Consider the following 14,779-nt stretch of genomic DNA (forward strand, 5'->3'; position numbering starts at 1 on the left):
CGGACTACCATTGCCCACAACACTGTGGCTCACTAGCCCGAACCCGACTCCGACCAGAGGACTGACGAGACCCGTGCCTGCGCTGACACTGACGAGGTTGCTACGGATTGGTGAAGGCCGCATGGTCAAGCGGCTGTCGAACCTCGCCGATGAGGTCATCGCGTACGGCGACGAGATCGAGGCGCTGACCGACGAGGAACTGCGCGCCAAGACCGACGAGTTCCGTGAGCGCTACGCCGCCGGCGAAACCCTCGACGACCTGCTGCTCGAAGCGTTCGCGGTGGCCCGCGAGGCCTCGTGGCGCGTGCTGAACCAGAAGCACTACAAGGTGCAGATCATGGGTGGCGCGTCGCTGCACCTGGGCAACATCTCGGAGATGAAGACCGGTGAGGGCAAGACCCTGACCTGTGTGCTGCCCGCCTACCTGAACGCCATCTCCGGCGACGGCGTGCACGTGGTCACGGTCAACGACTACCTCGCCAAGCGCGACGCCGAGTGGATGGGCCGTGTGCACCGCTTCCTCGGCTTCGAGGTCGGCGTGATCCTCGGCGGCATGACCCCGGCCGAGCGCCGCGTGGCCTACGCCGCCGACATCACCTACGGCACGAACAACGAGTTCGGCTTCGACTACCTGCGCGACAACATGACCCACTCGCTGGACGACCTGGTCCAGCGCGGGCACAACTTCGCCGTGGTCGACGAGGTCGACTCCATCCTCATCGATGAGGCCCGTACCCCGCTCATCATCTCGGGCCCGGCCGACGCCTCCTCCAAGTGGTACGCCGAGTTCGCGCGCATCGCGCCGCTGCTGAAGAAGGACGTCCACTACGAGGTGGACATCAAGAAGCGCACCATCGGCGTGCACGAGGCGGGCGTGGAGTTCGTCGAGGACCAGCTCGGTATCGACAACCTCTACGAGGCCGCGAACTCACCGCTGGTGAGCTACCTGAACAACGCCATCAAGGCCAAGGAGCTCTACCAGCGCGACAAGGACTACATCGTGCGCGACGGTGAGGTCATCATCGTCGACGAGTTCACCGGCCGCATCCTGGTCGGGCGCCGCTACAACGAGGGCATGCACCAGGCGATCGAGGCCAAGGAGAAGGTCGAGATCCAGCCGGAGAACCAGACCCTGGCCACGATCACCCTGCAGAACTACTTCCGCCTCTACAACAAGCTGTCCGGTATGACCGGTACCGCCGAGACCGAGGCCGCCGAGTTGCACTCGATCTACGGCCTCGGTGTGGTGCCCATCCCGACGAACAAGCCGATGGTCCGCAAGGACCAGGCCGACCTGATCTACAAGTCGGAAGAGGCCAAGTTCAACGCCGTCGTCGACGACGTGGTGGAGCGGCACGAGAAGGGCCAGCCGGTCCTGATCGGTACCACCAGCGTGGAGCGCTCGGAGTACCTGTCCAAGCAGTTCACCAAACGCGGTGTGGCACACAGCGTGCTGAACGCGAAGTTCCACGAGCAGGAAGCCCAGATCATCGCCGAGGCCGGTCGGCCCGGCGCGGTCACCGTGGCGACCAACATGGCCGGTCGTGGTACCGACATCGTGCTCGGCGGCAACGCCGACATCATCGCCGACATCCTGCTGCGCAAGCAGGGCCTCGACCCGGTCACCACCCCCGAGGAGTACGAGGCCGCCTGGCATTCGGCGCTCGAGCAGGTGAAGAAGCAGACCGAGGAAGACGCCGAGACGGTGCGCGAGGCCGGTGGCCTGTACGTGCTCGGCACCGAGCGGCACGAGTCGCGTCGTATCGACAACCAGTTGCGTGGTCGGTCCGGTCGTCAGGGCGACCCGGGCGAGTCGCGGTTCTACCTGTCGCTGGGTGACGAGCTGATGCGCCGCTTCAACGGCGCCGCGCTCGAGGCCATCATGAACCGCCTGAACCTGCCCGACGACGTGCCGATCGAGGCGAAGATGGTCTCCAAGGCCATCAAGAGCGCCCAGACCCAGGTCGAGCAGCAGAACTTCGAGATCCGCAAGAACGTTCTGAAGTACGACGAGGTGATGAACCAGCAGCGCACCGTCATCTACGGCGAGCGCAACCGGATCCTGCGTGGCGAGGACATGGAGGGTCAGGTCCAGAACATGATCACCGACGTGATCACCGCCTACGTCGACGGCGCGACCGCCGAGGGCTACGTCGAGGACTGGGATCTGGAGAAGCTGTGGACCGCGTTGAAGACGCTGTACCCGGTGAGCCTGGATTACAAGGAGCTGGCGGGCGAGACCGCCGCGGGCGAGGCGGGCGAACTCACCCGCGACGAACTGCGTGAGGCTCTGCTCGAGGACGCGCACAACGCCTACGAGAAGCGCGAACAGGAAATCGACGGCCTCGCGGGCGAGGGCGCCATGCGCAACCTGGAACGCCAGGTCCTGCTCTCGGTCCTGGACCGCAAGTGGCGTGAGCACCTCTACGAGATGGACTACCTCAAGGAGGGCATCGGCCTGCGCGCGATGGCCCAGCGCGACCCGCTGGTCGAGTACCAGCGCGAAGGCTTCGACATGTTCGCGGCCATGCTGGAAGGCCTGAAGGAGGAGTCGGTCGGCTTCCTGTTCAACCTGCAGGTCGAGGTCCAGCAGCCCCAGCCCGAAGGCGTCTCCATCGACAAGGGCCTGCGTTCCCCGGTCGGCGCCCCCCGCCCCCAGGACGCCGCTCCGCAGACCCAGGCCCCGCCTGCCCTGCGCGCCAAGGGAATCGACGAGTCCACCCCGCGCGGCCTGAACTACTCGGGTCCCGCCGAGGACGGCCGCGCCGAATCCCACTCCGACGCCCAGGAATACGGCGGCCGCCCCACCACCGGCACCCGCCGCGAACGCCGCGAGGCCGCCCGCACCGAAACCAAGGGCAAGCGCCGCCGCTGATCGGTTCTCTTGAACAACGAAGGCTCCCACGATTATTCGTGGGAGCCTTCGTTGTATGTGCTCGAACACATCGGCCCCGAAACCGTTGTTCTCGCTGCGAGGTGAGAAAGGCAATGCACTCGGTCAGGAGGGTGGGGCGGCGGTTGTCACCGTCGACGTCGTGGTGGTCGGCTTGCGCGTCGTGCTCGTCGGGACCGGTGCGGTTGTCGTGGTGGTCGTCTTCGAGGAGGTGGTCGGCACCGGTCCCACCGTCAGCGACCGGGCGCGGCCCTGCCATTCCTCGGGCAGATTCCCCTTGGTCGACACGGCGATGGTGTAGCTGTCGCCCTCGTGGCCTGCGGTGTCGAACAGGGTGACCGTCTTGCCGGTCCGATTGAACACCGAGACGGCGGCGGCATCGATGTGCTGGCCGCTCAGGTCGGGTGAACCGATCTTGAACAGCGACATCTTGCCCGCGCCTTCGTGTCCGGTGAACACGCACACATACGAGGTGGGGCAGCGCTCGAAGCCGGTGCAGCCGCCGGTCTTGTTGCACCAGTCCTCGGTGACGCTGGTGAATGTCTTGGCGCTGACTGTCGTTGTCTCGCTGCCGTTTCCGCTTTCGAGCTCAACGGTGTGTTCTTCGTCGGGCGCCGCGCCGAGCCGATCGATCACGTACTCACAGGCCGCGCTCAGCGCGATCCCGGTGGCCGCCGTGACCAGTGCCGCCGTCACCGTCACCCCCGCGCGCAGTTTCAGCGCGATGACCTCGACGACCGGCACCACCATCTCGCACACGACATCCTGTGTCGTCTCGGTCGCCTTCTCGTGGTCACATGCCACCGCACCGAACCCGACAAGCACCGCGAGTATCACCGTGAACACTGTCCGCACGGCGTCAGAATGCAACTGGAAGCTGCTCTCCCGCAGCCGGTTCCGTCCGCAACGAAACCCGCGCTCGGGCGTGGTTTCGATTGCTCAGCACAACGAACTTCTCGGCTATGACGGCGGCGGGCGATGAACGCTCCGAGCGGGACTCGGCGTTGGACGGTCGAGGTTCTGTCCGCCATCGGCCGTTTCGTTCGCGCGGGCACCATCACCCCTGAGCAAGCCGCTCGAGGCCGGCGAACGCGCCGGGCATCATCTACGCGGTGCGTGTGCTGACGGCCGCGAATACTGCGCCGATCTAGTCGGGGCGCTCAGCTGGCGCGGTGGATGGGGTGGACTCGGGAGAGGGCGCGTTTGGCTTCGGCCAGGGAGATCATGTGGTCTTCGTCGTCGATTTCGGCGACGGCGGCCTCGGCCCATTCGCGCAGTAGCGTCGATACTCCGACGCGCCGTTCGTCGGCCAGATCCTTGAGCCGGGAATGCAGGCCGAGCGGTAACCGAATCGAGGTGGTCACCATGATGTCCTCGTTGGCCGGCAGTCGGGGCGGCGCGTCGGCAGGCTCGTCGGAGAAACTCAGCCGGTCCATGAAATCGGCGAGTTCCTCTCGGCTGGACGGAAAGTCCTGATCGCTCATGATGGATTCCCACTTTCCCACTGCTCGAATTGCGCCAGCTCCTCGGCACGCATCGTCCGTGCGCCGATGATCACCCACGTCCAGTCGTCGCGCTGACGTGTCACCACGATCAACGGACGCCCGGCCGTGGTGCGCCCCCACACCGTCAAGACGGTCACCTGGCCGTCGAAGGCCGGGCGCGGCCACCGTCGTGACGCTGCGAGGACCTGCCGAACCTCGCTGGGTTCGATGCCGATCAGGTGAGCGATCGCCCAATCAGGCCACTCGAAACCCATAAGTCCATAATACGCACGTAGTAACGGACTGTGAAAGAGCTGTGTATCGAACCGGTACGTGCGCGGCCCCGCGCGCTTCGTGCGCCCGGGGCCGATGCGGTGGCGGTGCGTGCGGTTCCGGCCTATTTCAAAGCCACGCGCGCACCGTTCGAGAACATAGAGTCATGCAACACGAGGGCCGCGGGATCGGTCCCCGTGGGAACGTCGAAGGCGATGATGACCGACTTCTTGTTACCCGGATTGATCTCCGAGGTCAGATCGGGATTGATGGCCAACTCGGCGCCGGTGTCGTTGGAGTATTCCTTGCCCGCGCCATCGATGAGCTTCTGGTTCTCCCCGAAGTAGGACTGCGCTTCGTCGCCGATGTTGGTGACGTCGACGTGCACGAGAATGTATTCACCCTGTGCGGTCTGCTTTGTGTATTCGTTGTCGCCGACGGTGGCCACCGGCGGGTCGACCTGGGTGACGACGAAAGCGAACTTGCCGTCTCTGACCTCCGAGCCCACCGGAGCGGCCGACGACGCGCGGTCGGAGCTGTTGGTGGTGTCATCGCTGGCGTTGTTGAGAAGCGCGAAACAACCGCCGCACACAACCAGGACGAGGGCAAGCACACCGAGCAACACCCACAACCACACTTTGCTTTTCTTCTTCGGCGGTTGCGGCGGATACGGTTGCGCACCGTACGGCGGTTGGCCGCCGTATCCCGGCTGCCCACCGAAACCAGGCCGTCCGCCGTATCCGGGCTGCCCGCCGTATCCCGGTCCGCCGCCGTACTGCGGCTGCCCGTGCGGTGGTTGCTCGCCGTGCGGTTGATCATGCGATGGATCTTGTGGATTCGACATGTCCAAACACCTCGGTTCGGTGATAGTCGCACTGGGATTTTTACTGCTTGATCAGGAAATTCTGTCAGCGGATCATCTGGTCGAGGGTTTCGATTCAGCTCCGAATGGAAGTTCTAGGGATAACGCAGACCTGCGTCTGGTTTGCGGCGCGGTGTGTGAACACGACCTCGAGCGGGCGGGTGGCGTCGTACGCTCGGGCGATGCGGGTGGCGGTGGAGCGGTCGTTGTCGGCGTCGGAGCGGTGGTTCTGGCTGGTGGATCAGTTGTCGCCCGCGAATTGTGTGGTGCGGATTCGGGTGCGGGGGCCCATCGGTGCGTATCGGCTGGAATCCGCGGCCGAAGCGCTGGTCGCGGAGTTTCCGTTGTTGCGGTCGGTGGTGGGGGAGGGGCCGTGTTTTGTCGCGTCGGCGGACCCACATCTGCCGGTGTTGCATCGCATCGTCGCCGGTCTCGATGACTGGCGTACCGTGTTCGACACTCAGCTGGCTACGCCGGTCGACTCCGCGACCGCGCCGGGTCGGATCGTCGATCTGGCCTTCCGGCCGGGGACCGACGACGAGCATCACGACCTGATCGTGGTGTTCTCGCATGTCTATCTCGACGGGCGTTCGATGGTCGCGCTCGTCTGGCGACTGCTCGCCTATGCCTTCGGAGCCGAACCCGTGGTCACCGCCCGCCCGGTGATTCCGGCGCCGGATGATCTCATCCCTCCCGCGCAGACCCGAATGTCGCGCTGCCTGTGGACGAATGTGTCCGCCCAGCTCACCGCCTTCGCCCGCCGCGCGGTAAGCCTGCCCGGCTGTCCGCCACCGCTGCCGATACGCCGCACCCGCACGGTCGTGCGCACGCTCGCAGGGGAGAAGCTCACTGCTCTGCGAGCCCGCTGCCAACGCGAAAGTGTCACTGTCAACGCGCTGTTGGCAGCAGCGCTGGCCGAGGCGATCGGCGGCTATACACCGAAAGAGACCGGCACGGTCGGTATCGGCATCCCCGTCGACATCCGCACCCGCCTGAATCCGCCGCCCGCCGAGGACGAACCAGGCATGTTCACCGCAGTAGTCCCCACCTTCGTCCCCTTCGGTGCCAATCTGCCCGACGCCGCGCGATCCGCAAAAGCCCAGCTGGACAGGGGAATCGCCCGCCACACCGATCTCCGCTCATTGGCGGCCATCCGCTACGGCTGTCCCCGCACCCTCGAATCCGGCAGGCGGACCATCGAACTCATCGACCGACGCGCCCCCTGGAACGTCACCCTCAGCAACCTCGGCCTGGTAACCGCACCGAAAACCCCTGAGCCCCTGCACATCACCGACGTCACGGTGGCGGGAACCAACTCCTGCGCCAGCGCCCTCACCGTAGGCGTCGCCACCTTCGACAACACCATGTCGATCACCTTCTGCTACGTCGACACCATGCTCCCCAGGGCAACCATTGAAGCCCTGGCCGACACCATGATCGCCATAGCCGATTACTCAGACCGGGACAACGTTGAGCAGAGGTCCTAAGTCCTTGAAATCGCTCGGGTTCCGTGTGTAGAGCGGCAGTGCATGTTGGACAGCGGTCGCGGCGATCTGCAGGTCTGCGACGCGACTGCGGGGTTTGCGGCCGAGCTGTTCGACCAGTAAAGCCAATGATCCGTAAACATGCGCTGTCTCGGCGTCGAATACCAAGGGATCGAATGTTCGTACTACCCAGTGGAACTGGAGTTGTCGCTGTGCTCGATGCACGGGGTCCTTCGCCGCGTGGACTCCGGCCGCGAGTTCGGCGAGACTGACTGCGCTGATCGCGGCTTCGGCCTGACTGGGAAGCTCGGTGTGGATCTCGGCGTAATCGATGAGGACCGAAGTGTCCAGCAGGATATTGAGAGGTTCGGCAGCCTCACTCACGGCCGGGGACTTCCGGATCGATCATCGCATCGAGGTCGGCACGCCACTGTTCGTATCCGACAGCAGGCAAGGTCGCGCTGGTGCGCGCGAGTTCGGACACTCTGCTGCTACGGCGTGTACAGAATGCTACGGATGCGGTTATGGCAGCAGAGCCCGCACCATTTCGCGCAGCGCGGTCCGATCGGGCTTGCTTGTCCGGCCTGTGACAGGGATGCGGTCGACGACCACGATGTCGTCCGGGAGGGCGGAAGTGTCGATGAGCTGCGGTAGCGCCGTGCGGAGGCGGTCGACCACATCGCCCGCGCCTGGCTCGGCGACGATCGCGAGGACGATGCGTTCGTCGCCGATCTCGTCGGGCAGCCCGACCAGCACGGCCTCGCGCACCCCGTCGACGCCGGCGATCGCCGGTTCGTAGAGTCCGGGATAGATGTTGGTCTTGCCCCGGATCATCATGTCCTTCTTGCGTCCGGTGAGGACCAGTCGGGTGCCGTCGAAGCGGGCGAGGTCGCCGGTCGCGATCTCGGTCATCGGTGGGGAACCGAGGTAGCCGCGGCACAGGTTGGGGCCGCTCAGGAAGAGTTCGCCGTCGTCGGCGATGCGTGCCTTGACGCCCCGAACAGGCGTGCCGAGCAGGTCGCCGTCGTGTGCGAGCTTGTCCGCGCCGGTGGCGACAGCCACGGGCAGGATCTCGGTCATGCCGTAGACGGCGAGGAATTCGGTGTCCGGCAGCGACTTCTGTGCGCGCCGCAGCAGGGCCGCCGTTACCGGCGCGCCGCCGAGCGCGACCTGACGCAGGTACTGCGGCGCGGCGATCCGGCCCGCCTCCAGCGCGTCGAGGGCGACGGCGAGGTCGGCGGGTGTGTAGAAGGCGTGGGTGGCGCTGCGCAGGTTGCGGGTGAACCGCACCGGATCGATGTGGGTGCCGAAGCGGGGATACTTCGGCATGGCCCAGCGCGCACCCGACATCAGCGCGGGCAGGCCCATCATGAGCTGTTCGGTGTGCAGGAACGCACCGGGCGCGAGGCTGGTCTGCCCACCCATCGCTGCCAGCCCTGCGCTGAGCGAAGCTCGGGTATGCACAACGGCTTTCGGCTCGTCGGTGGTGCCCGAGGTGAACACGATCAGTGCGTCCGATTCCGGATCACCCTGGGGCAGCGACGAATCCGGCGCATCACCGAAAACGCGGCGCAGCGGGAGAGATCGCATGGGCGTGCCGGGCAACCACACCCCGCTGTGCAGGTGCCGAACCTCGAGCTCGCTGAACCGGGGCAACGTCAGCCCCCGCTTGCGCCCGAATCCGGCCAGCGGCCCACTCACCGCATAGAGCAGCGATTCTGTTGCCGCCCAGCGCGGTTCGACGAGAGCGATGCGCTTGGCGAACAACTCCGGCCCCACGCCGGGATCCACGAACACGATGGTCCCGCCCGCGGCGATGGTGCCGAAGATCAAGCCGACCGAATTCACCGATGGCCGGATCGAGAACAGCATCCGATCACCCGGCCGCAACCCGGCGATCCGCAGATTGTGTGCCACCCGGCCGATCGTGTCGACCAGTTCTCGATAGGTGAGCGCCCGCTTCCCGACGGTTCCGAGCGCGGAGGCGTCCGGAATGCGGGTGGCGTGGGTGGCGAGACGGTCGAGGAAATCGGGAAACAACGAGCTCACCGGATGTCGACCACCTCGGGCCGGTACCGGTGATCGGCGTACCAGGCCAGCGTCTTGCGAATACCCCACGCGCGCACCCGCCGGTTCGACCCGTATACCCGCACGTCACGGCGCAGCCCGTAATCGGTGGTGATGGTGCGCACCGCGTTCACGAGGGCACGGTCCTCGTGCAGGTCCTCGATGGCGGTACGCGGGAATCCACCTGCGGCCGAATAGAGTTCGGCGGTGATGGCCATATTGCACCCCGGTGTCATCACATACGGCCCGAGATATCTCGGGTCACGATTGCCCGAGCGCACCTTTCCGAACAGCGACGCCACCTCGAGCGCGACCCGGATGATTGTGCGGTCCCGCCAGGAAACCCCCTCGTCGGTCCGGGGAATCAGCTGCCCGCTCACCAGGCGCAGCCCGGAGTCGAACCCGGCGCGGATCCGCTGCGTCCAGTCCGGTGCGGGCAGGCAGTCGGCGTCGGTGCGAGCCAGCAGTTCCGCGCCCTGTGCGATGGCGTACCGCATACCGGTGTCGGCCGCCGCGCCGGTGCCCTTCTGCGCCTCGTCGATCACCTCGATCACCGGAAGGGGGTGCGCCGCGGCGAATTTACGCACCACCTCGACGGTGCGATCGGTCGAATTGTTGTCGACGACGACCACCGTGAAATCGGTGTCGCGTTGGGCGGCAAGAGCTTCCAGCGTCGCCTCGATCCCGCGTTCCTCGTCGAACGCGGGGATCACCACCCACAGCGGCTTTTTCACGGGCGCCGGTTGGTCATGGCTCGCCCAGGGTTTTCCACCAGGTGGCGCCGAGCAGCATCGTCATCAGCGCGGCGCGGCCGGCCGGGATACCGCGTTCGGCGGCCACCCGCCGCGCGGCCGGGATCTGCGCGGCATGCACGCCGACACTGAGCACCACATCGATCCAGAACGCCACCCGCAGCAGCTTGGCGCGGAACGGGCGGACCACACCGAGAATCAGGAACAACCACCCGAAAACCGGGATCGCCCGCAGTGCGAGCACCGCCTCGCGGCTCGGGGCACGCGGGGGTTCGGCCCGGTGACGGCCCGGTTGGGGCACACTCACCTGCCAGAAATCACCCTCCGTAGAGACCGCATGCAACGGACGACTGCTCACCGCACTCCCTGTCCTCGGTAGGTCACCGCCGCCGCCGTCGGCCCGCCGTCGGCGGCGACGAACAGCAGCGCACGATTGTCGTGTCCCGCCGCTCGCGCGGCGACGTAGGCACCGGTGAGGGCGGAGGTATGGGCATCACCGGCGAAGTCGTCGGTCACCACCGCCGCGACGCCCAGTTCGCGCGCCAGTTCGGTGGCGAATTCCGGCGTCGGCTTGCCGCACACCAGTACTGTATCGGCCGCGTCGAGACCGTCGGTGGTCAGCGCGTCGCGTGCCGCGATGACCGCGTGCTCGACGAGTTCGGCTGTGCCGGTGGCGAGTTCGACGGTCAGCGCGGAGCGACCCTCGGCGCCCATCTCGGCGAGCGCGACATACCCCTGCGCGTCGGGCAGGGTGTCGCCGGCGCTCACGTGGACGTCACCGAAACCGGCCACGTCGGCCCGGTTCTCGAGGACGAACGCCGCACCGACCGGCTGGAACGGGAAGTGCGCGTCCGCGCTCATCGACGGATGCGCGTCACCGGAGACGATCACCACGTGCCCGTTGGGCAGGTCGGCCAGCAGCGAGGCGGCCACGCCGATGGCGTTCACCGGCCCGCAGGCGCCGTTCATCAGATCGAACGACAGGCACGGCACATCGCCGGGCCGGTACTCGAGGCCCACACCGGCGGCCTGCTGGATGAGCGCCGCAACCGCCGGTTCCACCAGGTTGGCGTCGCGGTACACCCCGACATTGATGAGCGCGTCGACCTGCTCGTGCGGACAGCCCGCCGCGTCGAGCGCGGCGCGGGCGGCCTCGGCCGCCTGACCCACCGAGCTGACGCCGCCGGTGCATGTGATTGCCGCCGAAATGATAATTCCCATACTGTCCTATACCCGAAGATCGCCCAGTGTCACCGACAAAAATCCCGCGACCACCCCGGAGGCGGCGGGCACGAGCAATACTTTCGACCCCGGCGCGATCCGGCCGTCCCGCAGCGCGTCGTGCAGAACGACGAAATGTGAAGTCGAAGCGGTGTTTCCGTACTTGTCGAGCACGGCGAGCTTGGGTGGCATCACCGAGTCGAACTCGCGCTCGGCGATCTTGTCGATCAATTCCACTGCCGGGCCGCTGAATTGGTGGTGGATCAGGTAGTCGTAGCCTTCGGCGGCGAAACTCGAGTCGCGCTCGGTGAGGAACCGCTGCTGACGCGAGGTCCACAGCAGGTACCGCGATTCGTTGTGCATCGCCCGGTTGTCGGTGTAGAGCGCAACGCCCGCGCTCCGGTCGCTCGGCATACCGAGACACAACTTGGCGTAGGCCGCGCTGGTATTGAGTTCCACATAGTCCAGGCCGGGCCCGTCGGTGGCCTCGAGCAGCACGGCCGCGCCCGCGTCGCCGACGGTGAGCGAAGCGAACTGCGGGTCGTACTTCTCGGAGATCTCGCGGACGGCGGTGTCGGAAATCGGGGTGATGCACTCACCGGAGACCACCAGGCCGCGTTTCACCGCGCCGGAACGAATCATCCTGTCCAGCACCAGAACTCCGGTCAGCATGCCCGCGCAGGCATTGGACACGTCGAAATGTATCGCGCGGGTGGCGCCGAGGGTGTTGCGCAGCATCAGCGCGAAAGACGGTTCGAGACAGAAGTCGGTGCCACGGGTGCGGGTGATCGAACACGAGATCACCACATCGAGGTCGGCGGCCTCGTAGCGTGAGTTGTCCAGTGCGGTGCGGGCCGCGGCCAGGGCGATGGTGAACGAGTCCTCGTCCTCACCGCGCACCCGGCGGGCCCTGACCCCGCTGACCTTCTCCAGATCCAGCGGCGCCTCGACGGCCAGTCCGCTCATCAGTTCTGTCGTGGTCAGCTCGCGGGACGGCAGGTACGCGCCGATCGCTTCGATTGTCGATCTCACCATGTGTGTCACTTCCAGCTATCGCGCGAAGGCCGGCTCCGCCACCGCGCGTCCCGCCGATCCTAGTCACAGACCTTCACTAATCGGGCCTGGTCAGCTAGATTCTGCCGGGGTGTGGAGTACTGCTCGTCGCCGTGAACTCACCCTACTAGCCGCAGGTCAGCCCTGGTTACCGGGCTTATTGCTGCTGGGACGGGTCGCGCGGCCGGTGCGCAAAGTGCCCGCACTCGGTTGGTTCGTCGCCGATCCCGTGATCGCCCGGCAGATCTACAACGACAGCACGCACTTCAGCATCGTCTCCGAGGGCGCGGCCGGGCACTGGTGGTCGCAGGTGATCGGTGACTGGGTGCAGGACCTGTTCGAAGGCCCTGGGCACACCGAATTGCGTACCAAGGTGCGTGACCTGTTCACCCTCACCCACACCGATGCCCTGGTCCGGCGGGTCATCGGTCCCGATCTGCGCGATCTGCGAGAGCGGCTGGCGGCGGGCGAGACCGTCGACATTGCGGCCCGCGCGCAGATCCTCGTCGGCCGCAGCGTCTCCGATCTGGTCGGCATGCGACCCGAGGACATCGCCGCCGCCATCGGCGGCGATCCCGACGCCGATCAGGACGCGCTGTTCCTTCGCCTGTTCCATCATGTGGAGGAGCTTGTCAACCTGGGTTTCGGCACCATGACCTCCACCACCCTCGACCCGGTCGCGGTGGCGCGGGCCAGGGAACTGGCCACCCGGCTCGCCGTGAATGTTCCCGCCGCCTACGAGCGCGCCGACCCCGACACCACCCTCGGCCGCTGCCGCGAACTCGGTCTCGCCGTCGAACACGCGGCCGGGCTGGCGATCCTCATGGCGGTCGCGGGCACCGACACCCTGGCCAGCGCCATGACCAGGATGGTCGCCATCATGCACGACAGCGACCAGCACCGCGCCCTGCTCGCCGCCCCCCACCGCCTCCCCGACGCGGTCCGCGAAACCCTGCGCGTCACGAGCCCCGCCTACCTCGTCGGCCGCTCCGTCACCGCAGACGTCCGCGTCGCCGATCGCGATCTGAAAGCCGGCGACCACGTCAAGATCCTCACCTGGACCATCAACAACGCCGCGGGCGATTTCGACATCCACCGCGACTACAACCCCGAAACCCGCCAGCTCTGGTTCGGCGGCGGCCGCCACCTCTGCCTCGGCGCACAGTTGGTCCACTCCGAACTGACCGCCCTCCTCGAATCCCTCACCGCCGCAGGCCGTCCGTGGGAGATCGTCGAGCGCCGCTACCGCCGCAAAGTCTTCATCCCCACTTACGAATCCCTGCAGATCCGGCTCATCTGAGTCAGCCGAGGAGACGCAGGCGGCGGGCGAGATCGGAGGCGAATATACCCTCCGGGTCGATTCGGTTCCGGGTGCGCCGCCACTCGTCGAGGCGGGGGTACATCGCTTCGATCATCCGCGGGGTGGTGCGGGAGTCCTTGGCGAAGTAGAGGCGGCCGCCCGCGGCGAGGACGCGTTCGTCGAGCTCGGCGCAGAACCGGCCGAGGCCGCCGGTGAAGGCGAAATCCAGGCTGAGCATGTAGCCGGGGTGCGGCCAGGACAAGGGTGCCGGGTTGCTCGCGCCCATGCGTTTGAACACATTGAGGAACGAGTGATTGCCCGATTCGGCGATGGCGCGGACGGTGTCGGCAAGGTGTTGTTCGGCGCCGAAGGGCATCGAGAACTGGTATTGCAGGAAACCCCGTTTGCCGTAGGCGCGATTCCATTCCCCGAGCAGGTCGAGCGGGTGATAGAACTGCGTCAGATTCTGGATCCGACCGCGTGCCCGGCGTGGAAACATCCGGTGCGCCGCCTCCCCGGCGATGCGCGTGGTCACGGCGTTGACCATGCCGTTGGGGAAGATGTCGGGCACCGTGAACAGTTGTGGCGCATCGAAAGTCAGCGGCCTGGCGCGCAGTTTCGGAGGTAGCTGATCGAGTGTGGCCAGCGACCCACGACTGAAACCCGCCCGGCCGAGCTTCGCCCCGGTGGAAATGGTGTCGGGTACCGCCATCGAATAGTCGTAGCCGTCGTCGGAGCCACCCGTGAACAATTCCATGGTCTCGTCGAGATTGCGGGTGCGGTCGTTGTCGACGAGGAAGTACGCGGTTTCGGTGTGCTTCAACCGGATTCGTGCACCGGTGACGATTCCGGTGAGTCCCATCCCGCCGACGGTGGCCCAGAACAATTCGTGGTCGTCGCCGTCGGGTGTCAGGGTGCGGAGGTCGCCGTCGGCGGTGAGTAGGTCGAGCGAAAGCACGTGGTTGCCGAAGCTGCCCTGTGAATGATGGTTCTTTCCATGGATATCCGCGGCGATCGCTCCGCCGACGGTCACCTGGCGGGTGCCGGGCAGCACCGGGACCCACAGGCCGTAGGGCAGGGCGGCGCGCATCAGCGCGTCCAGGCTCACGCCCGCGTCCACGTCGACGATCCCGCTGTCGGGGTCGATGCGGTGGATCCGGTCCAGGGCGGTCATGTCGACCACCAGGCCGCCGCCGTTCTGGGCGGGGTCTCCGTAGCTGCGGCCGAGCCCGCGCGCGATCACTCCGCGTGCGCCGGCCGTGCGCACTCGTTCGGCGATCAGGTCCAGATCGGGGGTGCGCAGTAGCTCGGCGACGCTCGGTGCGGTACGCCCCCACCCGCTCAGACGCCGTCGCGTTGCCGTGCATGTCCCCTGCGTCGATGTCACCCG

Annotated in this window: 14 protein-coding genes; 3 read left to right on the forward strand and 11 right to left on the reverse strand. The window is 66.5% G+C overall.

Annotated features, from left to right (window positions below; genetic code table 11):
• Window positions 1-73: 73 nt before the first annotated feature.
• A complete protein-coding gene (secA, locus tag HYG95_RS20970) occupies window positions 74-2,875 on the forward strand; it encodes a preprotein translocase subunit SecA (protein WP_181700285.1) in 2,802 nt (933 codons plus the stop codon).
• 123 nt (window positions 2,876-2,998) lie between these two features.
• Here secA and HYG95_RS20975 read toward each other — a convergent pair whose 3' ends face one another.
• The 4 genes from HYG95_RS20975 to HYG95_RS20990 form a co-directional block, all read right to left on the reverse strand.
• Window positions 2,999-3,748 (reverse strand): peptidase inhibitor family I36 protein, encoded by a 750-nt coding sequence (locus HYG95_RS20975; RefSeq protein WP_181700286.1) that lies wholly within the window; start codon window positions 3,746-3,748, stop codon window positions 2,999-3,001.
• A gap of 305 nt (window positions 3,749-4,053) precedes the next feature.
• A complete protein-coding gene (locus tag HYG95_RS20980) occupies window positions 4,054-4,377 on the reverse strand; it encodes a hypothetical protein (RefSeq protein WP_067637425.1) in 324 nt (107 codons plus the stop codon).
• Window positions 4,374-4,652, reverse strand: a complete 279-nt coding sequence (locus HYG95_RS20985) for a hypothetical protein (RefSeq protein WP_067491422.1) — start codon at window positions 4,650-4,652, stop codon at window positions 4,374-4,376. Before HYG95_RS20985 ends, HYG95_RS20980 begins: the two co-directional genes overlap by 4 nt.
• Before the next feature lie 122 nt (window positions 4,653-4,774).
• Entirely contained in the window at window positions 4,775-5,494 is a 720-nt protein-coding gene (locus HYG95_RS20990) for a DUF4352 domain-containing protein (protein WP_255495593.1), read from the reverse strand.
• Between the two features lie 200 nt (window positions 5,495-5,694).
• Between HYG95_RS20990 and HYG95_RS20995 the strand changes: the two genes are divergently transcribed.
• On the forward strand, window positions 5,695-6,999 hold the full coding sequence (locus tag HYG95_RS20995; protein ID WP_181700288.1) for a hypothetical protein: 1,305 nt from the start codon (window positions 5,695-5,697) through the stop codon (window positions 6,997-6,999).
• Here the strand turns inward: HYG95_RS20995 and HYG95_RS21000 are convergent.
• From HYG95_RS21000 to HYG95_RS21025, 6 genes are all read right to left on the reverse strand, one after another.
• Window positions 6,967-7,380 (reverse strand): type II toxin-antitoxin system VapC family toxin, encoded by a 414-nt coding sequence (locus HYG95_RS21000; RefSeq protein WP_181700290.1) that lies wholly within the window; start codon window positions 7,378-7,380, stop codon window positions 6,967-6,969. The genes HYG95_RS20995 and HYG95_RS21000 overlap by 33 nt on opposite strands.
• 138 nt (window positions 7,381-7,518) lie before the next feature.
• Window positions 7,519-9,045, reverse strand: coding sequence for a class I adenylate-forming enzyme family protein (locus HYG95_RS21005; protein WP_370465866.1), 1,527 nt, complete (start codon window positions 9,043-9,045; stop codon window positions 7,519-7,521).
• Window positions 9,042-9,797, reverse strand: a complete 756-nt coding sequence (locus HYG95_RS21010) for a glycosyltransferase family 2 protein (RefSeq protein ID WP_370465867.1) — start codon at window positions 9,795-9,797, stop codon at window positions 9,042-9,044. The genes HYG95_RS21005 and HYG95_RS21010 overlap by 4 nt, the downstream gene beginning before the upstream one ends.
• 13 nt (window positions 9,798-9,810) lie before the next feature.
• The gene (locus HYG95_RS21015; protein WP_225278892.1) at window positions 9,811-10,173 is read right to left on the reverse strand and encodes a hypothetical protein; all 363 of its coding nucleotides are present in this window, start codon (window positions 10,171-10,173) and stop codon (window positions 9,811-9,813) included.
• On the reverse strand, window positions 10,170-11,036 hold the full coding sequence (locus HYG95_RS21020; RefSeq protein ID WP_181700292.1) for a hypothetical protein: 867 nt from the start codon (window positions 11,034-11,036) through the stop codon (window positions 10,170-10,172). The genes HYG95_RS21015 and HYG95_RS21020 overlap by 4 nt, the downstream gene beginning before the upstream one ends.
• A gap of 6 nt (window positions 11,037-11,042) precedes the next feature.
• Entirely contained in the window at window positions 11,043-12,071 is a 1,029-nt protein-coding gene (locus HYG95_RS21025; RefSeq protein WP_181700293.1) for a 3-oxoacyl-ACP synthase III family protein, read from the reverse strand.
• Window positions 12,072-12,285: 214 nt separating this feature from the next.
• Between HYG95_RS21025 and HYG95_RS21030 the strand changes: the two genes are divergently transcribed.
• On the forward strand, window positions 12,286-13,389 hold the full coding sequence (locus HYG95_RS21030) for a cytochrome P450 (RefSeq protein WP_370465868.1): 1,104 nt from the start codon (window positions 12,286-12,288) through the stop codon (window positions 13,387-13,389).
• A 1-nt stretch (window position 13,390) separates the two neighbouring features.
• Here the strand turns inward: HYG95_RS21030 and HYG95_RS21035 are convergent, their stop codons facing one another.
• Window positions 13,391-14,776 carry an FAD-binding oxidoreductase gene (locus HYG95_RS21035; protein ID WP_181700298.1) on the reverse strand — a complete coding sequence of 462 codons (1,386 nt, stop codon included), beginning with the start codon at window positions 14,774-14,776 and terminating at the stop codon, window positions 13,391-13,393.
• Window positions 14,777-14,779 lie beyond the last annotated feature (3 nt).

Origin of the sequence: Nocardia sp. GTS18 (assembly GCF_013839555.1) — a bacterium.
Lineage (GTDB): Bacteria > Actinomycetota > Actinomycetes > Mycobacteriales > Mycobacteriaceae > Nocardia > Nocardia rosealba.

Excerpts from the sequence above, each read along its gene's own strand:
- HYG95_RS20980 (WP_067637425.1), bottom strand. The coding sequence starts at position 4,377 with ATGAGCGATCAGGACTTTCCGTCCAGCCGAGAGGAACTCGCCGATTTC.
- HYG95_RS20985 (WP_067491422.1), bottom strand. The coding sequence starts at position 4,652 with ATGGGTTTCGAGTGGCCTGATTGGGCGATCGCTCACCTGATCGGCATC.
- HYG95_RS20990 (WP_255495593.1), bottom strand. The coding sequence starts at position 5,494 with ATGTCGAATCCACAAGATCCATCGCATGATCAACCGCACGGCGAGCAA.
- HYG95_RS20995 (WP_181700288.1), top strand. The coding sequence starts at position 5,695 with ATGCGGGTGGCGGTGGAGCGGTCGTTGTCGGCGTCGGAGCGGTGGTTC.
- HYG95_RS21020 (WP_181700292.1), bottom strand. The coding sequence starts at position 11,036 with ATGGGAATTATCATTTCGGCGGCAATCACATGCACCGGCGGCGTCAGC.
- HYG95_RS21025 (WP_181700293.1), bottom strand. The coding sequence starts at position 12,071 with ATGGTGAGATCGACAATCGAAGCGATCGGCGCGTACCTGCCGTCCCGC.